The sequence below is a fragment of the Micromonospora inositola genome (assembly GCF_900090285.1).
GTDB classification, from domain to species: Bacteria; Actinomycetota; Actinomycetes; order Mycobacteriales; family Micromonosporaceae; genus Micromonospora; species Micromonospora inositola.
In genome coordinates this window covers 3,297,261-3,319,089 of record NZ_LT607754.1, presented here as the reverse complement: position 1 = coordinate 3,319,089, position 21,829 = coordinate 3,297,261, and the positions used below count along the sequence as shown (strand labels likewise).

Sequence of the window (21,829 nt, the reverse complement as noted above, 5' to 3'; positions counted from 1 at the left end):
AGCGTGCCGTCCGGGCAGGTCGCGGACGTCAGGGGCAGCACGCACGACGCGGGCGCCCGACCCTCCGGTCGGGCGCCCGCGTCAGCGGTTCAGCGGGTCAGTACCGGGAGACGCTCCGGCGACGCCCCACGCCGGCCACCAGGGCCACGGCGATCGCGGCGAACAGGACCTGCAGCAGCAGCTCCCGCCAGTCGATGCCGGCGGTGTCGGCGAAGCCGGAGGCGCGGGCGACGATCGTGCCGAGCAGCGCGGCGCCGACGCCGATCAGCATGTGCAGCCACATCGGCATGTTCTGACGGCCCGGCACGACCAGGCGGCCGAGAGCGCCGACGATGAGACCAACGATGAGCGCGGTGATGATGCCCCAGACGGTGAGCTCCACGGTCGCTCCTCCTTCAGTAATCGAGTCACACGATGTCGTGTGGTTCCTGTCGTGACCGCTAAGTGCCCGACCGGCCGAAAAACCAAACCGACTCCCGTGACGAACGGCGCGACAAGGCCCTGAACAGGCCTTTCACTGCCCTCGACGCGCCGGTGGACGGCATGTGGGCGGTAAGCGTCATGCCTGAGAGGCTGGACCCGGGGCACGACGCGAAGCGGGCGCCCGACCTTCCGGTCGGGCGCCCGCTTCAGCGGTTCAGGGTGTGTCAGTAGCGGGAGACGCTGCGGCGACGGCCCACGCCGGCCACCAGGGCCACGGCGATGGCGGCCACCACGACCTGGACCAGCAGTTCCATCCAGTCGATACCGGCGGTCTCGGTCGCGATGCCCACTGCCCGCGCGATGACCGTACCGAGCAGCGCGGCACCGATACCGATCAGCATGTGCAGCCAGATCGGCATGTTCTGGCGACCCGGAACGACCAGGCGGCCCAGAGCGCCGACGATGAGACCAACAACGATGGCGGTGATGATGCCCCACACGGTGAGCTCCACGGTCGCCCTCCTTCTCAAGAAGTTTTTCACACGGTCTGTGTGGTTCCTGTCGTGACCGCTAAGTGCCCGACCGGCCGAAAATTCAAACCGACTCAATCGCCCTCAGGTTGTGGAACGTCGATGTCCGGCCCCGCGTCGATTCGGCCCAAGGGCTCGATCATGCAGGTAGGAGCGGCTACCGGCTGGTCCGGCGCCGGCGCCCCGGACCGGGAAAATTCATCGACGCTACGACCGCGAAAGGCCGGCGCCCCGCGCGGAGGACCCGGGTGCGGGTCGCTCCGGCGGGGCGCCGGCCGTGCCTGTGCGAACGGAGTCGGACTACTTCTTGCCCGGAGCCTTGCCGTCGCCGGAGTCGGAGGAGAGGGCGGCGATGAAGGCCTCCTGCGGGACCTCCACCCGGCCCACCATCTTCATCCGCTTCTTGCCTTCCTTCTGCTTCTCCAGCAGCTTCCGCTTCCGGCTGATGTCACCGCCGTAGCACTTGGCGAGAACGTCCTTGCGGATCGCCCGGATGGTCTCCCGGGCGATCACCCGGCTGCCGATGGCGGCCTGGATCGGCACCTCGAACTGCTGGCGCGGGATCAGGTTGCGCAGCTTCGCCGCGATGGTGACGCCGTAGTTGTACGCCTTGTCCTTGTGCACGATCGCGCTGAACGCGTCCACCGGCTCGCCGTGCAGCAGGATGTCGACCTTGACCAGGTCGGAGGCCTGCTCGCCGGAGGGCTCGTAGTCCAGCGAGGCGTAGCCCTTGGTCCGGCTCTTGAGCTGGTCGAAGAAGTCGAAGATGATCTCCGCGAGGGGCAGGGTGTAGCGCAGCTCCACCCGGTCCGCGGAGAGGTAGTCCATGCCGAGCAGGCTGCCCCGGCGGCCCTGGCACAGCTCCATCACCGCGCCCACGTAGTCGTTCGGGGTGAGCACGGTGGCCCGCACCGTCGGCTCGTACACCTCGGCGATCTTGCCGGTGGGGTACTCGCTCGGGTTGGTCACGACGATCTCCTGACCGTCGTCCGTGATGGCCCGGTAGACCACGTTCGGCGCGGTGGAGATCAGGTCGAGGTTGTACTCCCGCTCCAGCCGCTCCTGGATGATCTCCAGGTGCAGCAGGCCGAGGAAGCCGCAGCGGAAGCCGAAGCCGAGCGCCCCCGACGTCTCCGGCTCGTAGTCGAGCGCGGCGTCGTTGAGCTTGAGCTTGTCCAGCGCCTCGCGCAGGTTCGGGTAGTCGGACCCGTCGATCGGGTAGAGGCCGGAGTAGACCATCGGCTTCGGGTCCTTGTAGCCGCCCAGGGCCTCCGTCGCCGGCCGGGAGTTGATGGTGATCGTGTCACCGACCCGGGACTGGCGGACGTCCTTCACGCCCGTGATCAGATAACCCACCTCGCCGGCGCCGAGCGCGTCGGCCTTCACCATCTCCGGCGAGATGACGCCGATCTCCAGCAGCTCGTGCACGGCGGCGGTAGACATCATCTTGATCCGGTCGCGGGCGCTGATCCGCCCGTCGATCACCCGGACGTAGGTGACCACGCCGCGGTAGACGTCGTACACCGAGTCGAAGATCATCGCCCGGGCGGGCGCGTCCGCGTCGCCGACCGGCGGCTGGAACTGCCGGACGATCTCGTCCAGCAGGTACGGCACGCCCTCGCCGGTCTTGCCGGAGACCCTGATGCAGTCCGCCGGGTCGCCACCGATCAGGTGGGCCAGCTCCTCGGCGTACTTCTCCGGCTGGGCGGCCGGCAGGTCGATCTTGTTGAGCACCGGGATGATGTGCAGGTCGTTCTCGAGCGCCAGGTAGAGATTGGCCAGGGTCTGCGCCTCGATGCCCTGCGCGGCGTCGACCAGCAGGATCGCGCCCTCGCAGGCCGCCAGGGACCGGGACACCTCGTAGGTGAAGTCGACGTGCCCCGGGGTGTCGATCATGTTGAGCACGGCCTGCTCGCCGGCCCGGTCACCCTCCCGGATGGTCCACGGCATGCGGACCGCCTGGCTCTTGATGGTGATGCCGCGCTCGCGCTCGATGTCCATCCGGTCGAGGTACTGCGCGCGCATCTGCCGCGGGTCGACCACGCCGGTGAGCTGCAACATCCGGTCGGCCAGGGTCGACTTCCCGTGGTCGATGTGGGCGATGATGCAGAAGTTCCTGATGCGCGCCGGGTCGGTGGCACCAGGAGCGTTCGCGCCGGGATCGAGCGTCGGTGGCACAGCGGTCCGTTCTGGTCGGCTGACGTGAGCGGGCCGGCACGCCGCCGGCCCCCTCTATGCTCCCACGTCGCTCCGGACGCGGTCCGATCACTCCTGGGTGCCGCCGAAGCCCGGACCGGTCACTCCTCCGGCGGCTCGACGAAGAGAGCGGCGAGCCGGGGCAGCCGGCGACGGGCCTCCTCCTCGTCGTCGAAGTCCCAGAAGTCGTTCAGGTCGGGCACGGGCACCGGATCGCGGTCCGCGGGCAGTTCGGCCGCGGTCGCCTTCCGGTACGCCTCCCAGGGCACCGCGAGCATGTCCTCGCACTCGAACTCCTCCCCGCTGAGCGCGGCGGCCCGGACCCGGGGCAGCTCGGCGAGGGAGTCGGGGTCGGCGACCGCCCCGGCGAACACCGCCCGGCCCTGGGCCATCAGCCAGCCGCGGAAGTACTCGAAGCCGTCGTCGGAGGCGCCCCCGTTGATCAGATAGGCCGCGCCCCACAGGTCCACCCGGTAGGACGCGGCGAGCACCCGCCGCTGGTGGTGGGCGTACCCGACGATGTCCTCCGGGTCCCGCTCGGCCAGCAGGGCGACCGCCCGGGCGGCGATGGCGTCGGGCTCGCCCCCGCCGCCCTCCCGGGCCCGGTCGATCAGCTGCCAGAAGTCGTCGGTCCGCATGGCTGGCAGTCTGGCAGAGCCGACCGACACCCGACGGCCGGCACGACCGGGCGGCCGCCGGTCGGGCAGCATGGGCGGGTGCCCGCGATCTCGTTGCCCCCGGTGCCGCACGACGCGACCGCCGTCCGCCCCGACTGGGCCGCGCTGCCCGCCGGCCTGCGGGACGCGGTCGCGGCCCGGCTCGGCGGCCCGCCGGTCGCGGTACGGGTGGCCGGCGCCGGCTTCACCCGCGGCTTCGCCGCGGTGCTGGAGACCGCCGACGGCACGCGGGCCTTCCTGAAAGCGGCCTCGCTGACCGGGCAGCGGCACCTGGTCGACTGGTACGCCCACGAGGCCGCCGTCCTCGCCCGGCTCCCCGCCGGCCTGCCGGTCCCCCGGCCCCGGTGGACGCTGACCGAGGCCGGCTGGTACGCGGTCTGCCTCGACGCCGTCGACGGTGCCCCGCCCCGGCTGCCCTGGGACCCGGGCGAGCTGGCCGCCACCCTCGCCGCGTACGCCGAGGTCGCGGCAGCCCTCGCCGACCCGCCCCCGGCGCTCGTCGGGCTCGGGCTGCCCCGCCTCGCCGACCTGGCCCGCGACGACATCCTCTGCTGGGGCGAGGTGACCGCCGGCCGGGAGCCGGCACCGGAGCTGCCGCCGTGGGCCCGAGCGCGGCTGCCGGAGCTGGTCGCCCTCGAGTCCCGCCTCCCGGCGTACGCGGACGCCCCGCCCGTCGGGTCGGGCCACCCGCCGACCGGGTTGATCCACTGCGACCTGCGGGTGGACAACGTGCTGATCGACACCACCGGCCGGGCCTGGATCTGCGACTGGAACTGGCTCTGCCACGGGCCGGCCTGGTTCGACCTGGCCAGCCTGCTGATCACCGGGTACGCCAGCGGCCTGGACGCGGACCTGGCCTTCGCCACCCACCCGGCGGCGGCCGGCGCGCCGCCGGACGCGCTCGACGTGACCCTGGCCGCGCTGTCCGGGTACCTCCTCACCAGCGCGGCCGCCGGCCCGTCCTCCGCGTCGCCGCACATCCGCGCCCACCAGCGGTGGAGCGGCGACCAGGCGCTCGGCTGGCTGGCCGCCCGGCGGAGCTGGGGCTGAGCCGTTTTGGCTCGTTCCGGCCGACCTGGTAACCTGGCTCTTCGCGCAGCGATGACGCCTGCTCGTCGTGCGTGGAAGCAGACCAAACCGAGCTATCAAGACGAGGCTGTCGCGTGGCGAACATCAAGTCCCAGATCAAGCGCAACCGGCAGAACGAGAAGCGCCGGCTGCGTAACAAGTCGGTCAAGTCGTCGCTGAAGACCGCCATCCGCAAGTTCAACGAGGCTGCGGAGGCCGGTGACGCCGAGAAGGCCACCGCCCTCATGCGTGACGCCGCCCGCAAGCTGGACAAGGCCGCCAGCAAGGGCGTCATCCACGGCAACCAGGCGGCGAACCGGAAGTCGGCGATCGCCAAGCGCGTCGCCTCGTTCTCGGCCTGACGAGCGCCTGTAGATCTGCCGGAAGCCCCGGGCACTGACCCGGGGCTTCCGGCTGTCTGCGTATCCGCGGTCAGCGCGTCGGGTCGCGCCGGACCGGGTCCGTCCATGAGGCGCCCTCGTCGTACCGGGCGACCTGGTCGCCGGGGCGGGCGGCGCGCAGCGTCGGGTCGGAGCCGAGGACCACGCCGGGGAGTGCGCGCGGGGCGGACGGCACCCGGGCCCGGCCGACCACCGGCTCCATCTGCCGGCGGAACCGGTCGCGTTCCTGCTCCGGCACCAGCGCCGCGGTGCGGACCACCACCTCGGCGACCAGGTCGTTGAGCTTCACCATCGCCGCCACCGCGACCGGCAGCACCAGCACCGCCCACCAGGTGACCAGCTCGGCGAGGGCGAGCAGCACCGCGAGCGCGACGGAGCCCTCGAAGAAGAGGAAGCACAGCACCCCGCCCGGGTTGACGAAGCGCAGCGCGAGGACCCGGGCGTACAGCGGCCGGTACCGCTCCTGGTCGGTGGGGACCGTCGCCCAGCCCATACGGGGGGATCGGGTCACCGGGCGCCGCCCCGCCGGGCGGCGGCGACCGAGAAGACCGCCCGCTCCAGCGCGTACGCCCGGTCGTCGGCGCCGCCCTTGACGGCCGCGTTGCACTCGGCGGCGGCGCGCATCGCGTGCACCAGGCCCTCCGGCGTCCAGCCCCGCCCCTGTCGCTGCGCCCGCTCGATCTTCCAGGCCGGCATGCCGAGGCTGCTGGCCAGCTGGTACGGCGTGCCTCGGCCGGCGGAGGCCACCCGGGCCACCGTGCGTACGCCGTCGGCGAGCGCGTCGGCGATCGGCACCGGGTCGACGCCGACGTGCAGCGCCCAGCGCAGCGCCTCCAGCGCGGCGGGGACGTCACCGACCATGGTCGCGTCGGCGACGGTGAAGCCGGTCACCTCGACCCGGCCGCGGTAGTAGCGGGCCACCGTGTCGGCCCCGATCCGGCCGTCGGTGTCGGCGATGAGCTGCGAGCAGGCGGCGGCCAGTTCCCGCAGGTCGGTGCCGACGGCCGCGATGAGCGCCTCGGCGGCGTCGTCGGTGCACCGGCCGCCACCCCGGCGGATCTCGTCCCGGACGAAGGCCGCCCGCTCCCGGTGCCCCTTCAGCTTCGCCGCCGGCACCACGGTCGCGCCGGCCGCGCGCAGCCCGTCGGCGAAGGCCTTTCCCTTCGCGCCGCCGAGGTGCAGCACGACGAGCTGCACCTCGGGGTCGGGGTTCTTCGCGTACGCCAGCAGCGCGGTGACCAGGTCCTTCCGGGCGTCCTGCCCGGCGCGCAGCACGAGCACCCGGCGGCCGCCGAACAGCGACGGGCTGAGCATCTCGGCGATCTCCCCCACCGCCAGGGCGCCGGCCTGGTACTCCCGGACGTCCACGTCCGGGTCGACGGCACGCGCCTTGGCGACGGTGTCGCTGACCGCTCGCGTGGCGAGCAGCTCCTCGTCGCCGAGGACAAGCAGAATAGGAGGCAGGCTGGCGGGGGTCACGCCGCCCATATTCGCACGGCCCTCGACCGGATCGTGCCTGGTCATCGGCGACTGTGACGGCGCAGCCCGCACTCAGCGCCAATCCCGACATTTGAGTCGACCCACCTGCTACCGCAACAAGCTGCCTCGATTGGTCGGCCACTCCGTCCGGGCGGCCCGCCTGCCTGCTTCGCCAAAGAAGGTGACGGCTGCGACGGACCGGGGGCGTGGACGCCAGGACGATCGCGCCAGCAGCCCCGCGCACCGGAACGCGTCACGGCTGCCGTCCCGGTCGGGTGCCGCGGGCCACCACCGCCAGTCCGCGCCGGTCCCGCACCACCGCGACGTCCCCGTCGATGTCGGTCCGCAGCACCCGGGCGCCGGCGCGGGACAGTCGGGTCAGCAGCCCGGGGTTGGGGTGTCCGTAGTCGTTGCCCACACCGACCGAGACCAGCGCGACCGACGGCCGGACCGCGTCGAGGAACTCCGGGTCCTGGTACGCCGAGCCGTGGTGGGCGACCTTCAGCACGTCGGCCCGGAACGCCCCGGACGGCAGCGCCTCCCGCAACGCCCGCTGCTCCTCGGTCTCGGCGTCGCCGAGCAGCAGGATCCGCACCCCGGCCACGGTTGCGGCCAGCACCAGGGAGTTGTTGTTCGGATCCGACCGGCTGCCCCGCAGCGGGTACGGCGGCCCGAGCGCCACGAGCTCCACTTCCCCGGCCCGCCAGCTCCAGCCCACCGGCGCGGTACGCAGGCCCGCCGCACCGGCCAGTGCGGCGACGCGTACCTGGGACACCCCGAAGGCGGGCTCCGACCACTGTGGGGCGAGCACGCCCGCCACCCGGCGGCCCCGGAACACCCCGGCGACCCCGCCGACGTGGTCGGCGTGGAAGTGGCTGACGACCAGCAGCGGCACCTCGCGTACGCCCAGCCGGCGCAGGCAGCCGTCCACACCGGCCGGGTCGGGGCCGGCGTCGACGACCACCGCCCGACCGGCGGCGACCGGCAGCACCAGCGCGTCGCCCTGCCCCACCGCGCAGGCCACCACCACCCAGCCGGGCGGTGGCCAGCAGCCGGCCAGCAGCCGGACGGGCAGCGTGCCGAGCACCACCGCGACGGCGCACACCGCGACGAGCCGCCGGACCAGCGGTCGCCGGGTGGCGAGCAGCAGCGCCACGGTGAGCCCGGCCAGCAGCAGCGCCCCGGTCAGCCCGCCGGGCCACGGCAGGGTCCCGGCCGGCAGCCCCGCCCCGTACCCGGCCACGGTCACCAGCCAGCGGACCGGCCAGCTCGCCAACCAGGCGGCGAACTCGGCTCCCGCCGGCCAGACCGGCGACACCACGGCCGCGGCGACGCCGAGCACGGTGGCCGGTGCGATGGCCGGCACCGCCAGCAGGTTGGCGGGCACGGCGACCAGGCTGACCGTCCCGGAGATGCCGGCGACCACCGGGCCGCAGGTGAGCTGGGCGGCCGCCGGCACCGCCAGCGCCTCGGCCAGCCCCACCGGTACGCCCCGACGACGCAGCGCGTCCCGCCAGCCGGGGGCGAGCAGCAGCAGCCCGGCGGTGGCGAACACGGACAGGGCGAAGCCGGCGTCGCCGGCCAGCTCCGGGTCGACCAGCACCAGCACGGTGACCGCGGCGCAGAGGGCAGGCAGCGCGGCCCGGGGTCGGCCGGCGGCGAGCGCGGCCAGGCCGATCGCCCCCATGGTGGCGGCCCGGACCACGCTCGGCGACGGTCGAACCAGGATGACGAAGCCGATCAGGGCCAGCCCGCACGCCACGACGGCCGTCCGGGGACCGGCCCGGGCCCAGCGGGCGAGCAGCAGCACCGCGCCGACCACGATGGCGACGTTCGAGCCGGAGACCGCGTTCAGGTGGGTCACACCGCAACCAAGGCGGGTTAAGAACCTTCGGTGTCTGCCCTGCTCACGGGCACCCACTTACTAAGAACACACTAAGAATTGCGTAGGAATGGAGACTTACTAACAATTTAGTAATAGCGGATTGCGTTAGCGGCTTGCTACATTGGAGGCAGAGCAGGGAACGGACCCTTCCGCCACGGCGGACGCTAGGCCGGCTAGCAAACCGGAATGCGGCTCCCCTCGTATGGCGCACGTTCCGGAGCGCGCATCCGGCAGGGCTAGGAATCGGTTAGCGCCGACAGAGAGCCCACTCACAATCCCTTTGTTGAGTGGAGCAATCCAATGCCCATGTCCACCACCGAGCGCGCGTCCCGTGCCGGCCGCGCCCGCGCCGCTAGCCTCTCCCCGGACCGGCGTAAGGAAATCGCCAGTCAGGCGCACCTCGCCAGTGCCGTGGCCGCAGTGGTGAACCGGGCTCCGGACCTGTCCGCCGATCAGGTGGCCAAGCTGCGAGCCGTGTTCGCTCCGGCGGTGGCCGCGCGATGACCGACATGGAAAAGCGCCCCGCTCCCCAGCAAGGCGCTCCCACTATGACCACCGCCTCCGATTCTAACGCGGAAGTTGGTAATTCGGGTCCGTACGCCTCGCACGCAATGGCGTACTGGCGCGCCGGTTGGGCCAATCCGATCCCGGTCAAGGAAAAGAAGTGGCCGCCGCGGGGATACACCGGCAGGGAAGGTCGTAACGTCTCCGGCCCGGATCTCCACGCCTGGACGGAGGGTCCGGAGGCAGCGCACAACATCGGGCTCCGCATGGCCGGCACGGTCGGAATCGACGTGGACAGCTACGGAGACAAGCGCGGCGCGGAATCGCTGGCAAAGGCCGTAGCGGACCTCGGGGAGCTGCCGGCCACATGGTCCAGCACATCGCGCGGCCCCGGGCAGCCGTCCCGGATCCACTTCTTCCACGTCCCCGGCACCGGTACCGACCTGGCCGACGCGGAGCAGCGTTTCCGCAAGGCGTACGGGGAGGACGTGGAGATCATCCACCGCGGCCACCGGTACGCCGTGGTAGCGCCGAGCATCCACCCCGGGACCGGGCAGCCGTACCGGTGGTACGGACCGGACGGGGAGCCGAGCGGCCGGGTGCCGGAGCGGACGGAGCTGCCGGAGCTACCGGCCGCGTGGCTCGCCTTCCTGACCGAGCCGGAGCCGGCTCCGGTGAGCACGCCGGGCACGGTGGCGGACCCGTTCCCCCCGGCGTCCATGCTGATCGGTGGCGCTGGCACGAAGTCACGTGCCGGTGGGCTCGCCACCTTCGCGGAGCAGGTGGACCGCTTCCGGTCGCTGACCACCGAAGGCAACGGGCGGAGCAACCTCCTGGCCGGTGTCGCGGTGATCGCGGGTCGCTGCGTGGCTGCCGGCTTCATGACGGAGCCGGAGGCACACCGGACCCTCCTGGACGCGGCGCAGGCCAACGGATACCAGCGGACGCACCGGGACGCAGACACGCAGATCCGCAACGGCATCCGGGACGGCAAGGCGGACCCGTGGACCGTCGTGCCGGACCACCTGGAGAGCACCGGCCAGGGAGAGCAGGCCGCGCCGGGCTGGACGGCTGATGACCTCACGGACGTGCTCTCCGGGAAGCGCGTGCGGGTGGTGCCGGAGCTAGCGCAGCGTCAGGACGGCGTGGCGCTGCTCTACCGGGGCAAAGAGCACGCGGTGGCCGGTGAGCCGGAGAGCGGCAAGACGTGGTTCGCGCTCATGTGCGCCCGGGACGTGCTGCTCTCCGGTGGCCGGGTGCTGTACGTGGATTTCGAGGATGACGCGGCAACGGTGGTCGGTCGCCTGCTGGATCTCGGCGTACTGGCGGACCGGCTCCGGCCGGCATCCGGACAGTTCCGCTACGTCCGGCCGGAAGGCGCGCCGCGGGCCGGTGACGTGCTCGCGCTGCTCACCTTCCCGGACGGTCCGGCGGAACTGCTCGTGTACGACGGATGGACCGAAGGTGCCGCGCTCATGGGTCAGGACATCATGAGTCAGGACGACATCGCGAAGTGGCGTCAGGCGCTCGTGAAACCGGCTCTGACCCTCGGGACGGCCACGCTCACCACTGACCACGTGGTGAAGAACCGGGACGCGCGCGGCCGGTACAGCATCGGGGCGCAGCACAAGTTGGCCGGACTCACGGGCGTGATGTTCACGATGGAGGTCACGAAGACGTGGGGACGCGGCTCCAAGGGCGTTTCTAAGGTCCTGATCACCAAGGATCGCAACGGTGGACTCCGGCCGTACGGCAAGGCGGACGAGGCCAACCTGACCCACATCGGGGATCTCGTGGGGGATGCCACGAGCGGCGAAATGGTCAGCCTGATCCTGTGGCCTCCGTTCGTGGACGAGGACGAGGCGGACGACACCAACCCGATCCCGAGCCACCTCCGTAAGCCCGTGGCCGCCGTGGTCGCTGCCCTGGACGGTCGCCCGGAGCCGCTGTCCCTGGCCGAAATTGAGAGACGCGCCCACGTCCGCAAGGGAGACGTGGGCAAGGCGCTCGCGTGGCTGGAGGACTCCGGCCGGGTGCTCGTGGAGCGGGGACTACGCAACGCCAAGCTCCACCGCCTCGCGCCGGAGGTGGACGGCCAGAGCGGCCAGGGAGAGAGCGCCGAGCAGTGACCTCCCCCCACGTCCCCCCACCTCCCCCCGGGGGAGCGGGGGAGGTCACCTCCACCTCCCCCGCTCCCCCGCCCTCTAGGGGGAGCGGGAGGGGGGAGGTCACCGGGGCCGGTGGGGGAGCAATCGAAAAGCAAGGCGGGGGGAGGTCATCCCTCCCTGGCCGATCAACCTGACCACGAAGGAAACGGTCATGACGCAGACCGTCACCGGCTACCTGGCCGCCAGCAACCGCCACCTGTCCACCGGTACGCCCCTGTCCCTCGTGGTCCCCTGCGAGCCGTGCAACGGCCTGCACTGGCACGGAGCCGGCACCGTGGAGCAGCCGGACCACTCCCCCGGGGACGTCACCGAGCGGATCTCGCACTGTCACCGGGGCAATGAGTACGAGCGGATCCGGATCGCGGCGGAGCCGTTCCGGCCGGAGTGGGTGACGGCGCTCCGTGGCCGGCAGTCGTCCGCGTACCGGCGCCACCTGGAGTTGGCCCGGTGAGCCATGGTCCCCTCCTGATGCTGGTGCCTCTCTCCGTAGTCAGCGACCATGTCGGGATGCCACTCGACGTGAACGATCCAGAGGTGAGGGAGCTGTACGGCCGGATCGTCCTCGGCGGTGCGCGGCTGGAGGTGAACATCGCTAGCCTGCTCGCCTGGCTTCAGACACCGAGGATGACGTCGCCGGACGCGGCGCGACGGGCCAACAAAAGGATGACGTTCGTCCGGATAATCGAGCAGTGCCGGCTATGCCTGGCGATCAGGGAGGACGACGGCGTCATTGAGCAAGAGGTTGCCGACCGGTTGCGAAGCTTCCTCGACAAGGCTGATCGGGCCCGCGTCTTGCGCAACCGTTTCGTCCACGCGAGCACGGTCATCATCGACGAGGCTGAGCCTGACATCCGTGGGGCTGTCGATTTCATCGGTGATCACGCGGTAACCGCGACCAGGGAAGAGCTGGAAGACGCTGGTCGGGTGATTGATGACGCCGGATCGGATGCTCACCTCGCGCGGATGGTGGCCGAGTATCAGATGGGGCCACGGCCCTGGGGATGATGCGGGGTGCACACTTCCCGGGTCGGCCGGCAGTCGTGTCCGCGCTGCGTCCGTCGTAAGCGCGTCCTGTCCACCGTGTCCGGACAGGACACGTAGGACGGACAGCCTGGACAACGCGCCTGGACACTTCCCGTCCGGGCGCGTGTCCGTGTCCTGATCTTGTCCGCGTGTCCGTGGACATGTCCGCGGCTCGGGTGTCTGCGTGTCCACCGGCAACCTAGGTTGTCCGGAGCCGTAACCGCAGGTCAGGGGCGGTATGGGGCCGAACCTAGGTTACGTGTCCTAGGTCGTGCGGAGCCGTTTTCCCGGGTCAACGCAGGTATGGGGCCGGACCTAGGACACCCTGAACTAGTTCACCCGGAGCCATAACCGCAGGTCAGGACATGTCCGGGCCGGCTATTGGGTCACCGTGTCCGGCTGTCCTGTCCAGCCTGTCCGCGCTGTCCGGACACCGGGTGTCCGTCCGTGTCCACTGTCCACGGTGTCCGGACAGTTGTCCGTGTCCGGGGTCCTGATCTTGTCCACGGTCGGCGTGTCCGTGTCCGTCCGTGTCCGCCTGTCCATGGTGTCCGTGGCCTTGTCCATGATCTTGTCCACGTCTCCGCGTGTCCCGTGTCCATGTGCATGTTGACGAGGTTGGTGAAGCCGGCACCGATGAACTCGGCACCGGCTCCACCAACCCGGCCCGCAGCTAGGACCGACGCGACCGACCCGGCCGCTTCCGCAGCACCACCGCGATGGCGCTGATCGCGGCCAGGGAGATGGCGCTGCTGGCCGGCACCACCACCGGGGCAACGCTGCTCGGGTCGTCAGCGAGCTTCAGGGTGTAGACCATCGTGGCCTGCGCCACCACGAAGATCAGGACAAGCGCCCCGATCAGGAACTTCTCCGGCCCGTTGCCGGTGCCGCTCTGGTGCTGCTCAGACCCTCTCGGTACCGTGGTCATCGGTTGTGGTTCCTCCCCTTGCATGTTCATGGCTGGACATTCGGTGAGACGCGACCTGTCAAGGCGGCCCCGGGGATGGCAGTCCCCGGGAACCCGCCGCCTTGATGACCCCCGACTGCGGGTCATCGGCCACGTTCAAAGCACTGTAATGGCCGGGGCGTACAACTCCGTCCCGCCCGACCGTGCGGCAGGGCGTCGCACCTAAGGCGCTCCGCCTTGCCACTAACCCAACGTGCTAGCCGCGCGGATGTCTTCTCTGCGGCTGCACGCCCACGTTGCCGCCGGTAGGCGGGTCCCGCAGGGGGCAAGCTCTACGGAATCACAGCGACCCGACAGAGCCGTGGCACCCGGTGCGCATATCTTGCGGGCTCGGTCTGAAAAACGGCGCTCGTACCCCGGACTCTGTGAGCTAGTCGTCGTCGGGAGTGGACGTTTCGGGCAAGCGGAGGTACCTCCAGCGGCATCGATTGCCCAGGTCAGAGACCACGGGAGGCAGGGACCTACCTCAGCGGTGGATGCGCTAGAAGGGGAGCCTGAACGGGGCTTGCAACCGATGTACATGCCGGGGCGCTTCCGGACCGCGTACAACCGGCGGGCCGCACGAGCGACAGCGCCCGCTCCCCCCGGCCGCGCACGATCCGTCTTCTCCGCGTTCAGGTTCATGCTGCGGATCGGGTCCACCACGCCGGATCACCCCCACCATAAGCGGTATTATGATGCGCCCGATCTGATACAAACCTTGATACAATGAGACATGCCCCGAATGACAGCCGGAAAGCGCCATGAGCAGGAGATACGGGCTCTGGAGCTGAGCAACGCCGGACACTCCATCGACGTGATCGCGGAGCGCCTGGAGATCGGCCGTGCGACAGCCTCACGACGCGTACAGGCCGCGCTCCAGCGCATCCCGGCACAGGAAGCGGACACCCTCCGGCGGCAGTCGGAAGCGCGGATTAACGGGTGGATGCGCCGCTGCAACACGCTGCTGGACTCGGATCTGTCCACGCAGGACACCGTGCGGGTGCTCAACACGCTGCTCTCCCTGGAGCGCGAGCGCGTCCAGCTCTACGGGCTGCGCCTGCCGGCTGCCTTCGTAGTCAGCATCGAACAGGGAATCGCGCAGTGAGCCCGCTCGCCCGGCCGGACATGGCTACCCCGGGCGCGCTCGGGAAGTGCCGGATCCACCGCCGACCCCTGATCCCGTCCCGGGTGACGGACCTGGAGCACCTGGCCGCGGATCTCGTGGCACGGCAGGCGCGCTCATACCTGGAGCAGTGGGGCGAGCCGGCCCCGGAGCCGGCCCGTAGCAAGCGCAAGGCCGCTCCCCGTGGCTACTGCCCCGGGTGCGCGGATGACGCGGCGGAAGCCGCCTGGACCCGACTCATGGAGGCTTCCCGATGACCATCTATCCGACCGACGATCGCGTGCGGTACTCCCCGTCCCTCCACGTCTGGACCGTGGACACGAGGGAGCATCACAGCGCCAGTGCCTCCACCATCCTGGCCGCGATGCTCGCCTACGCCGCAGAGTCCGGGGACATGCCGGACGGGTGCACCTGCGCCCCCGAGTCGTTTAGCTACAACGGGGCGAGCGGCATGCAGACGTCCGGGGCGCTCGTGCACCCGATCTTCCGGCAGGGTGCCGTGGTGATCGTGGGTCACGGCACTGCCACGGAGCACGGTCCGGCGCAGGAGCAGGCCAACGCGAGCCAGTGCCCGCTCGCGGACGCGGAAGGCGAGCGGCAGGCTCGGGACATGGCGCAGGCCGGCCAGATGGACGAGCTGTGGACCCTCACGGAGCCGTTCCCGATCAAGCCGGGGATCCTGGAGCCTGCTCCGGCCGGTAGCAAGGCTCCGCGCGTGTGGACCGGTGAGCCGCTGTCCGTCCGGGGCGTCGGCACCATCCCGGACCGGCACGTCCACGCGGCCACGAGGGCGGATCTCACGCGCCTGGCCGGCATGGCGGAGCACGCGGACCGGCTCGCCAGTGAGGCGCACGCGGCTCGCACTGCGGCTATGGAGGGTCCGGCCACGGTGCGGCGGCTCGCGTCGGAAGCGGCCATGGCCGGGAAGGCGCTGGACACCGAGGAAGTCTCGAGACTCGGGCGCGACCTACAGGAAGCGGCGGACACCGCGGAGGCCGTGGCCGCGGGTACCCGGGATGCCGTGGAGAAGGTGCAGCACGAGGTGGCGGCCGGTATCGCGGAGCGCCGGGACGAGTACGTGACGTACCTCCGGGATCAGGCCGCTCACGGGCTGGCGCGCCTGGACGCCGCGATCGGGGAGCTGGACGCCACGATCGCGGACCTGATGGAGATCGACCGGGTACGGCAGACCGTGGACGACCCCGGAGCGGGACGCCTCTTCTCCGCCGGGTCCTTCCTGGCCGGCAACGCGGTGGAGGCGGCCAGGGAGACGCGCGAGCGCGCCGCTGCGACCCTCGCGCCCCTGGAGCGTGCCGCTGCGAAGGTGGCGAAAGCGAAGGCGTCTCAGAGCGCCTGAGTCACCTGGACGAACGGCCCGGACCTGAGCAGGTCCGGGCCGTTGTGTCGTCCACCCGACAGATCGACCACCGGCACCGGTCCGGACGGTCAGGATCACGGGACCGCCGGATCACTGGAGGAGACGCCGTGGCCAAGCCAACCGCGCGCACGATCGTTTTGGACCTGCTCGGGGATGCCCACTCAGATGATGTGACGGCCGCCGAAGCAGAGGAACACCGCCATGAAGCGCTGGTCTACGCGCTTCTCTCCGTGGCCGACGAGATCCGCGAGCTGCGCCACGCAGTCAGCGGCGTGGAGGTTGCCTTGAAAGATCAAAGTGGCTTCGGGGTCGGCACGCACGCGCGGTACATCTCCGATTGGCTGGAGAAGATCGCTAGCCGCTGAGCCACCTGGACGAACGGCCCGGACCTGATCAGGTCCGGGCCCTTCGCTGTCTCAGCACTCGTCCGGGTCGGCTCCGCGCGCCTGGTGCGGCCGGTGCTCCGCGATCCACGCTTCCACGTCTTCCACGAGCCACACCGCTCCCCCGGCCAACCGATCGAACGGCTCCGGGAAGTCCGGGCGGCTCGTGATCTGTACGACCCGAGCACGAGACACCTGTAGGCGCTCCTGTAGCTCTGCGCTGCCGTACAACCTACGGACCATGATCCGACGCTATGCAACGCGAGACTGTCACATCCGACACCTGTCACTCTTGACACTAACGGGTGTGACAGGTCACGGTGGGTGGCGAAGGCACCCCGGGTACGTGACTAGTCTCCGTGCCCGGGGTCCGCCGTTTCTGCGGAGGGACCGACCATGCCCATGGATGACGGACCGATCACGCCGGCTCTCGTGCTCTGGACGGCTAAGCGCGTGATCACGGCACACTCCGAGCCGGCCACCCCGCACCGTGCTACCGGCCGCTGCGCGCAGTGCCGGGACGACGGTTGCGGGATGCTCGCGTGGGCGGTCGGGGTGGTCAAGGCGCACCGGGTGGATTGCTCCGCCGCGCAGTGACACTCGACAATGCGCAGTGGAGAAACCCGGCGCGTCGGCTCCCCTGCTCATGCTCCAGTGGCTAGGGTCCGCCACATGGACACCCCTACCTTCACCAGCGCTACCCGACACCTGTACAAGCCCAAGCCGTGCCCGTCCTGTGGCCAGCGGCGGGAACTCGGGTGGGCCAACGCGGGCAGCCTGGATGACACGGACCAGTGGCAGCCCGTGGAGAAGTGCCGCAACCGGCAGTGCGCGGAGTACCGGGACCCGACCAGTCTGTGACCTTGGTCAGCGCCACACGATCTCAATCCCGTCCGTGCTGAAACCCGGTCCGCGCCGGCCCCGGCTCACCTTGATCTCCATGAGCAGGCGGACCACGGTCCGGCGCGCGTCCGGGCTCAGCGCCTCCCACGCCTTCGCCACGTCCCCGGCCGTGACGAGTTCCCCGAGCACGGAGGCGCGGTCCGGCGGAGGCGCGGCGGCAGCCTCCAGCGCGGCCAGTTCTGGCCGGAGCTGCCCGGTGATCGTGGCTAGCTGCCGCGCCGTGATCACGCCGGACGCGAAGCTAGCCGCCGCGTCGTCCAGCCGTTGCCGTACCCGCTCCGCCGCCTGAGCGGCGCGCTCGCGCTCTCCCCCGTCATCCTCCGGGGCGAGCAGGGCGGCAGCGTCCGCGCGGCTCAGGCGCGCGATCACCACGGCCTCCACGTATTCCTCCAGCCGGTCCCGGCGGCGGCTCACGCACGCGGACGCCATGCAGCGGTACGCCTCCGTGGACCTGCTGTGACCCACGCGCAGGGGCGAGCCGCACACGCCGCAGACCGCGATCCCGGAGAGCAGGTGCAACCGGCCCCCGCGTCCTGGAGTGGTCACCCGGTCCGGATCGTTCAGCACCCGGCGCACGGCGCGCCACGTCTCCGGCGGGATGATCGCCGGCCACGCGGCCACGCTCACCTCCTGGCCGTTGTGCTCGCGGAGTCCGGCGTGGCGAGCGTGGAGCAGCACGTTACGGAACGTCGGGTGGGTCCACGGCTTCCCGCTCGCGTTGTGGAGGCCGCGTGCGTTCAGGTCACGGAAGATCGAGCGCAGCGGCTCCCCGGCCAGGATGCGCGACGTGGCTTCCCGGATGACGGCAGCTTCACTCTCCCGGATGATCATGCGGCCCGGCTCCCACCCGTACGGCCGGTGTCCGCCGTGCGGCTTGCCGTCCTTCGCGTTCTGCGCCATCTTGAGCCGGATACGGGCCGACTTGTGTTCGCTCTCGTACCGGGCGACAGTGCCGAGCAACCGGGCACGCATCCGGCCGTCCGGGCTGGACAGGTCCACCCGGCCGGACTGGACGGTCTGGACCTGGAGGCGGGTGCGCTCGGCCAGGTCAATGAAGCGCTCCAGCTCCTTCGGAGAGCGGTGGAGGCGGTCCGCGTGCCAGACGATCAGGCCGCGTACGGTGCCGGCCTCCACGTCGGACAGCAGGCGCTCATACCCTGGCCGGAGCTTGCCGGAGTAGGCGCTGATGTCGTTGTCCCGGTAGACCTCTGTGACGGTCCATCCGAGCTGTTCGGCCGTGGCGCGGCACTCGGCTTCCTGCCTGGCCACGCCGAGCCCTTCCCCAGTGTCGTCCGAGCTGATGCGGACGTAGATCGCGGCGGTAGTCACCGCCTTAGGGTAGCGATGACATGCGTCATGCCGGTGGCCCGGAAGTCCGCCTCGACGGCGGGCGTCAGCCGGCTGGTGTCGCCGACGACCAGACCGGGCAGCAGACCGCCCGGCTCGTCCGGCAGGGGTGCGCAGGCGCGTTGCAGGCCGGCGCGGAGCGTGCCGGCCGCGCGCTGGAGCCACGGCGGCGGGCCGTGCGGCGTCGGCGGGCCGGTCACGGTGAGCACCGCGGCGGTCAGGTCGCCGCCGCGCGGCGCGGTCAACCGCCCCTGCGCGCCCACCCGCTGCCCGGGCAGCAACCCCCGCCAGGCCGAGCCGGTGGCCAGCACCAGGCCACGGACCGGTCCGGCCACCCGCTGGCCGTCCCGACCGGTGAGGTGTTCGAAGTCGGCCCGGACCAGGAGGGTCGCCGGCCGGCCGGCGGCGCCACGGACGGGCCGTGGGTCGTCGCGGACGACCAGTTCCACGGTGACCAGGGCCCGCTCGTCCACCAGCTCCCGGATCGGGGCCGCATCGCGGACCACCAGGCGGGCGGCGGTCGCGCTCGCACCGCAGACCACTCCGATCAGCACGGCGACGACGACCCAGCCGTGCCGGCGGACCGGAGCTGCCGGACGCCCGAGGACGCCGAGCAGGTGGACGCCGACGGGGGCGGCGAGGCCGGCGGCGACGGCGGCCAGCGCGGCCGCCCCCGCGGCGGTGAGGTGCAGCCCGGCCAGCGCGGCGAGCCAGGCCGCCACGGCCAGCCCGGCCAGGCGCAGGTCGGGGGCCACCTCCGGGGTCCCGTCGCCGGCGGGTGGGGCGTCCGGAACAGCGGGACCGTCGTCCATCGTCATCCGGCGGTCGGCCGGCCCGTCGCCGCGGCGGTTCTCGGCGGTGGCGCTCCTGCTGCTCACACCGTCACCAGGTCCTTGAGCTGCTCGTACCGGGCGTCGCCGATGCCCTCGACCTGGCGCAGGTCCGCCACCGACCGGTAGCCGCCGTGCTGCTCCCGATGGTCGAGGATCCGCTGGGCGAGCACCGGTCCGACCCCGGGCAGGGCGTCGAGCTGGGCCAGGGTGGCGGTGTTCAGGTTGACCGGCCCGCCCGGTGCCGCGCCAGCAGCCGCCGGGCCGGCCGCTCCGCCGGCCGCGGGCTGGCCGGCGGGGCCGGGCGGGGCGGCGACGCCGACCAGGACCAGTTCGCCGTCGGTGAGCTTGCGGGCCGGGTTGAGCAGTGCCACGTCCACGCCGGGCAGGGCTCCCCCGGCCGCGTCGACGGCGTCGGCGACCCGGGCGCCGGCCGGCAGTCGCACCAGTCCGGGGCGGCGTACCTTGCCGGCGACGGCGACCACCATCTGGCCGTTCGCCGCGCCGGGCGAGCCGGCGAGGGACGGCGCCGGAGCGACCGGCGCGGCGAGCGTCGACGCCGGCCGGACGGGCTCGGCGTGCGGCCGGGACCGCCAGGCCCAGAGTGCGGCACCGAGCACCACGACCAGGGCGACGGCGATCAGCGCCCGCACTCCGCGCCGTCCGGGGTCGAACGGGCCAGGGCCGGGCAGGCGGGAGGGCGGGCCCGAGGGCTTCTCGTCGTCCCGGACGGCGGCCGGGGGTGCCCTGACCGCGGCCGGGGACAGGATGAACTGATTTCCCACGGCGACCCGGGGCGAGGTGGACCGGCGCGGCCCGGACAGGCGACGCGGGCCGGAGTTCGACCCCTCGGGCGACTCCGACGTGACCGATCCGGGCGACTCCGCGGCTTCGATGCCCAGGACCGGGCCCTGGGACGGGTCCGGCATCGGCGGGTGCGACCGGGCCGTGGGAAGCAGGTCGAACGTCGGCCAGTCGGGTTGGATCGCGACCAGCGGACCCGCCGGCCGCGGGCGGGAACGGGCCGCCGGGTCGGGATCGGCGGCCCGCAGGTCGGCGGGAACCGCCGAGCCCGACGACGGGTCGAGACGGGCGGCCCGAAGATCGGCGGGCAGCGCCGAGCCCCATGACGGGTCGGCCGTGGCCGTCGGCGGCGGGTCGAACAGTCGGGACAGCCGCTGCCGCACCCGGCTCTCCTCGTCATCTGACACGAGGCGAGGCTAGGGCGGGCCAGCGGCCCCGCTCAGGCCCGAGCGAGCCCTGTGTGGACGATGGGCTCCCCTGTGGACAACGCCCTGATCATGAGGCGACGTGGTAAGGGACGGATGCGGACCTCACCGGGCCTGCGGGTCGAGGCCCAGCGCCGCGCGGCCCTCGTCCACCGGCAGGGTCACCCCGTTGATGAGGCCGGCCTGCGGCGACAGCAGGAACGCCACGGCGGTCGCGTACGGCAGGGCGCCGGGCACCGGGCGGCGGGCCTGGTGGGAGGAGATGTTGACGATCGCGCGGCGGGATGCGCCGGCAGCCAGGCCAGCGCCTCCGGGTCCCGTTCAACGACGACCACGGTGCCGCCGTCGGCGGACAGCCGCTCCACGATCGCCCGGCCGACGCCCCGACCCCCGCCGGTCACCACGTAGGACCGGTCACCACGTCGGACCCGGTCACCACGGAGGACCCGGTCAGCCCTCCGACGCCGTGTCCGTCCCCGGGCGGCGGTGGATCACCACGCAGGCCAGGCCCGGTCCGGCGTGCGCCGCCACCACCGCCCCGGCCTCCGTGACGTACGTGTCGTGCAGGCGGTCGCCGAGCCGGTCGGTGAGCGCCGCGAGCAGTTGTTCGGCGCGTTGCGGCGCGGCGAGGTGATGCACGCCGAGGTCCACGGCCGCGTCGCCGACCGCCTCGACCGCCAGGGCCACCAGGCGGGCCACGCCCCGGCTGGCGGTGCGCACCTTGTCCTTGAGCACGATCGCGCCGTCCGGCATGTGCATGATCGGCTTCACCGACAGGGCGGTGCCGAACAGCGCCTCGGCGGCGTTGATCCGGCCACCCCGGCGCAGGAACTCCAGCGTGTCGACGTAGAAGAAGACGGTGGTCCGGTCGACCGTGTCCAGCGCGGCCTGCCGTACGGCGGCGAGGTCCGCGCCACTCTCGGCGGCCGCGGCGGCGGCGAGCACCGGGAAGCCGAGGCCCATCCCGGTGGCGCGGCTGTCGACCACCGCGACCCGGTCGCCGACCTCGGCGGCGGCCAGCCGGGCCGCCTCGACCGTGCCGGAGAGCTCGGCGGAGAGGTGCACCGAGACGACCCCGTCGGCGCCCCCGGCCAGCAGCGAACGGTAGACCTGCGCGAACTGCTCCGGCGACGGGCGGGAGGTGCTCACCGAGACCCGCCGCCCGCTCAGCGCCCGGGTGGCGTCGGCCGGGAAGGTCTCCACCCCCTCCAGCCCTTCGGACCCGTTGAGCACGACGGTCAGCGGGACGACGGTGAGCCGGTGCGCCCGCACCAGCTCGGGAGGGAGGTAGGCGGTGGAGTCGGTGACGACCGCGACGGGCATGCCCGGCACG

General features: G+C 72.0%; 22 protein-coding genes and 2 pseudogenes. 11 read left to right on the top strand and 13 right to left on the bottom strand.

All coding sequences use genetic code 11. The annotated features are described in order from the left end of the window. Window positions 1-97 precede the first annotated feature (97 nt). From GA0070613_RS15930 to GA0070613_RS15910, 4 genes are all read right to left on the bottom strand, one after another. Window positions 98-382, bottom strand: coding sequence for a GlsB/YeaQ/YmgE family stress response membrane protein (locus tag GA0070613_RS15930; RefSeq protein WP_089013026.1), 285 nt, complete (start codon window positions 380-382; stop codon window positions 98-100). 265 nt (window positions 383-647) lie between these two features. Further along, a complete protein-coding gene (locus GA0070613_RS15920; protein ID WP_089013024.1) occupies window positions 648-935 on the bottom strand; it encodes a GlsB/YeaQ/YmgE family stress response membrane protein in 288 nt (95 codons plus the stop codon). A gap of 318 nt (window positions 936-1,253) precedes the next feature. Beyond that, window positions 1,254-3,131, bottom strand: a complete 1,878-nt coding sequence (lepA, locus tag GA0070613_RS15915; protein WP_089013023.1) for a translation elongation factor 4 — start codon at window positions 3,129-3,131, stop codon at window positions 1,254-1,256. 119 nt (window positions 3,132-3,250) lie between these two features. Continuing rightward, a complete protein-coding gene (locus GA0070613_RS15910) occupies window positions 3,251-3,787 on the bottom strand; it encodes a DUF4240 domain-containing protein (protein WP_089013022.1) in 537 nt (178 codons plus the stop codon). Between the two features lie 78 nt (window positions 3,788-3,865). On the opposite strand from GA0070613_RS15910, the gene GA0070613_RS15905 reads away from it, so the two are divergent. Both GA0070613_RS15905 and rpsT read left to right on the top strand, forming a co-directional pair. Then, entirely contained in the window at window positions 3,866-4,876 is a 1,011-nt protein-coding gene (locus GA0070613_RS15905) for a phosphotransferase (RefSeq protein WP_089013021.1), read from the top strand. A gap of 113 nt (window positions 4,877-4,989) precedes the next feature. Continuing rightward, a complete protein-coding gene (gene rpsT, locus GA0070613_RS15900) occupies window positions 4,990-5,256 on the top strand; it encodes a 30S ribosomal protein S20 (protein ID WP_089013020.1) in 267 nt (88 codons plus the stop codon). 70 nt (window positions 5,257-5,326) lie between these two features. On the opposite strand, the gene GA0070613_RS15895 is transcribed toward rpsT, so the two are convergent. The 3 genes and pseudogenes from GA0070613_RS15895 to GA0070613_RS15885 form a co-directional block, all read right to left on the bottom strand. Next, a complete protein-coding gene (locus GA0070613_RS15895) occupies window positions 5,327-5,788 on the bottom strand; it encodes a hypothetical protein (RefSeq protein WP_231929833.1) in 462 nt (153 codons plus the stop codon). 14 nt (window positions 5,789-5,802) lie between these two features. Next, the gene (gene holA / locus GA0070613_RS15890) at window positions 5,803-6,783 is read right to left on the bottom strand and encodes a DNA polymerase III subunit delta (protein WP_089013019.1); all 981 of its coding nucleotides are present in this window, start codon (window positions 6,781-6,783) and stop codon (window positions 5,803-5,805) included. 244 nt (window positions 6,784-7,027) lie between these two features. After that, window positions 7,028-8,641 (bottom strand): annotated as a pseudogene (locus tag GA0070613_RS15885) (ComEC/Rec2 family competence protein); the annotation flags it as partial. 324 nt (window positions 8,642-8,965) lie between these two features. Here GA0070613_RS15885 and GA0070613_RS15880 point away from each other — a divergent pair. From GA0070613_RS15880 to GA0070613_RS15865, 4 genes are all read left to right on the top strand, one after another. After that, window positions 8,966-9,163, top strand: coding sequence for a hypothetical protein (locus GA0070613_RS15880; RefSeq protein ID WP_089013018.1), 198 nt, complete (start codon window positions 8,966-8,968; stop codon window positions 9,161-9,163). Between the two features lie 44 nt (window positions 9,164-9,207). Next, complete coding sequence (locus GA0070613_RS15875) at window positions 9,208-11,292, top strand: bifunctional DNA primase/polymerase (RefSeq protein WP_172875828.1); 2,085 nt, start codon at window positions 9,208-9,210, stop codon at window positions 11,290-11,292. A gap of 190 nt (window positions 11,293-11,482) precedes the next feature. After that, window positions 11,483-11,782: a hypothetical protein gene (locus GA0070613_RS15870; RefSeq protein WP_089013016.1), complete on the top strand. Its 300-nt coding sequence runs from the start codon at window positions 11,483-11,485 to the stop codon at window positions 11,780-11,782. A gap of 56 nt (window positions 11,783-11,838) precedes the next feature. After that, window positions 11,839-12,336 (top strand): hypothetical protein, encoded by a 498-nt coding sequence (locus GA0070613_RS15865; protein WP_157746361.1) that lies wholly within the window; start codon window positions 11,839-11,841, stop codon window positions 12,334-12,336. Between the two features lie 691 nt (window positions 12,337-13,027). On the opposite strand, the gene GA0070613_RS15860 is transcribed toward GA0070613_RS15865, so the two are convergent. Continuing rightward, a complete protein-coding gene (locus GA0070613_RS15860) occupies window positions 13,028-13,282 on the bottom strand; it encodes a hypothetical protein (RefSeq protein WP_089013014.1) in 255 nt (84 codons plus the stop codon). 763 nt (window positions 13,283-14,045) lie between these two features. Between GA0070613_RS15860 and GA0070613_RS15855 the strand changes: the two genes are divergently transcribed. The 5 genes from GA0070613_RS15855 (at window position 14,046) to GA0070613_RS32070 (ending at window position 17,048) form a co-directional block, all read left to right on the top strand. Continuing rightward, window positions 14,046-14,408 carry a hypothetical protein gene (locus tag GA0070613_RS15855; RefSeq protein WP_089013013.1) on the top strand — a complete coding sequence of 121 codons (363 nt, stop codon included), beginning with the start codon at window positions 14,046-14,048 and terminating at the stop codon, window positions 14,406-14,408. Next, the gene (locus GA0070613_RS15850; RefSeq protein ID WP_089013012.1) at window positions 14,405-14,683 is read left to right on the top strand and encodes a hypothetical protein; all 279 of its coding nucleotides are present in this window, start codon (window positions 14,405-14,407) and stop codon (window positions 14,681-14,683) included. The genes GA0070613_RS15855 and GA0070613_RS15850 overlap by 4 nt, the downstream gene beginning before the upstream one ends. After that, window positions 14,680-15,783 carry a hypothetical protein gene (locus tag GA0070613_RS15845; protein WP_089013011.1) on the top strand — a complete coding sequence of 368 codons (1,104 nt, stop codon included), beginning with the start codon at window positions 14,680-14,682 and terminating at the stop codon, window positions 15,781-15,783. The genes GA0070613_RS15850 and GA0070613_RS15845 overlap by 4 nt, the downstream gene beginning before the upstream one ends. Before the next feature lie 128 nt (window positions 15,784-15,911). Beyond that, a complete protein-coding gene (locus tag GA0070613_RS15840) occupies window positions 15,912-16,169 on the top strand; it encodes a hypothetical protein (protein WP_089013010.1) in 258 nt (85 codons plus the stop codon). A 690-nt stretch (window positions 16,170-16,859) separates the two neighbouring features. Continuing rightward, complete coding sequence (locus GA0070613_RS32070; RefSeq protein WP_157746360.1) at window positions 16,860-17,048, top strand: hypothetical protein; 189 nt, start codon at window positions 16,860-16,862, stop codon at window positions 17,046-17,048. Between the two features lie 6 nt (window positions 17,049-17,054). On the opposite strand, the gene GA0070613_RS15825 is transcribed toward GA0070613_RS32070, so the two are convergent. From GA0070613_RS15825 to GA0070613_RS15805, 5 genes and pseudogenes are all read right to left on the bottom strand, one after another. Further along, window positions 17,055-18,419 (bottom strand): recombinase family protein, encoded by a 1,365-nt coding sequence (locus tag GA0070613_RS15825; protein WP_089013007.1) that lies wholly within the window; start codon window positions 18,417-18,419, stop codon window positions 17,055-17,057. An 11-nt stretch (window positions 18,420-18,430) separates the two neighbouring features. Next, window positions 18,431-19,249 (bottom strand): annotated as a pseudogene (locus GA0070613_RS15820) (ComEC/Rec2 family competence protein); the annotation flags it as partial. A gap of 62 nt (window positions 19,250-19,311) precedes the next feature. Beyond that, window positions 19,312-20,196 (bottom strand): ComEA family DNA-binding protein, encoded by an 885-nt coding sequence (locus GA0070613_RS15815; protein ID WP_089015972.1) that lies wholly within the window; start codon window positions 20,194-20,196, stop codon window positions 19,312-19,314. A 405-nt stretch (window positions 20,197-20,601) separates the two neighbouring features. Further along, window positions 20,602-20,733, bottom strand: a complete 132-nt coding sequence (locus GA0070613_RS33965) for a hypothetical protein (protein WP_269459075.1) — start codon at window positions 20,731-20,733, stop codon at window positions 20,602-20,604. A gap of 213 nt (window positions 20,734-20,946) precedes the next feature. Next, on the bottom strand, window positions 20,947-21,819 hold the full coding sequence (locus GA0070613_RS15805; protein ID WP_089013006.1) for a DegV family protein: 873 nt from the start codon (window positions 21,817-21,819) through the stop codon (window positions 20,947-20,949). Between the last annotated feature and the right edge of the window lie 10 nt (window positions 21,820-21,829).

Excerpts from the sequence above, each read along its gene's own strand:
- GA0070613_RS15875 (WP_172875828.1), top strand. The coding sequence starts at position 9,208 with ATGACCACCGCCTCCGATTCTAACGCGGAAGTTGGTAATTCGGGTCCG.
- GA0070613_RS15895 (WP_231929833.1), bottom strand. The coding sequence starts at position 5,788 with ATGGGCTGGGCGACGGTCCCCACCGACCAGGAGCGGTACCGGCCGCTG.
- GA0070613_RS15870 (WP_089013016.1), top strand. The coding sequence starts at position 11,483 with ATGACGCAGACCGTCACCGGCTACCTGGCCGCCAGCAACCGCCACCTG.
- GA0070613_RS15845 (WP_089013011.1), top strand. The coding sequence starts at position 14,680 with ATGACCATCTATCCGACCGACGATCGCGTGCGGTACTCCCCGTCCCTC.
- GA0070613_RS15880 (WP_089013018.1), top strand. The coding sequence starts at position 8,966 with ATGTCCACCACCGAGCGCGCGTCCCGTGCCGGCCGCGCCCGCGCCGCT.
- GA0070613_RS15910 (WP_089013022.1), bottom strand. The coding sequence starts at position 3,787 with ATGCGGACCGACGACTTCTGGCAGCTGATCGACCGGGCCCGGGAGGGC.
- GA0070613_RS15805 (WP_089013006.1), bottom strand. The coding sequence starts at position 21,819 with ATGCCCGTCGCGGTCGTCACCGACTCCACCGCCTACCTCCCTCCCGAG.
- GA0070613_RS32070 (WP_157746360.1), top strand. The coding sequence starts at position 16,860 with ATGGACACCCCTACCTTCACCAGCGCTACCCGACACCTGTACAAGCCC.
- holA (WP_089013019.1), bottom strand. The coding sequence starts at position 6,783 with ATGGGCGGCGTGACCCCCGCCAGCCTGCCTCCTATTCTGCTTGTCCTC.
- GA0070613_RS15860 (WP_089013014.1), bottom strand. The coding sequence starts at position 13,282 with ATGACCACGGTACCGAGAGGGTCTGAGCAGCACCAGAGCGGCACCGGC.
- GA0070613_RS15865 (WP_157746361.1), top strand. The coding sequence starts at position 11,839 with ATGCCACTCGACGTGAACGATCCAGAGGTGAGGGAGCTGTACGGCCGG.
- GA0070613_RS15815 (WP_089015972.1), bottom strand. The coding sequence starts at position 20,196 with ATGCCGGACCCGTCCCAGGGCCCGGTCCTGGGCATCGAAGCCGCGGAG.
- GA0070613_RS15855 (WP_089013013.1), top strand. The coding sequence starts at position 14,046 with ATGACAGCCGGAAAGCGCCATGAGCAGGAGATACGGGCTCTGGAGCTG.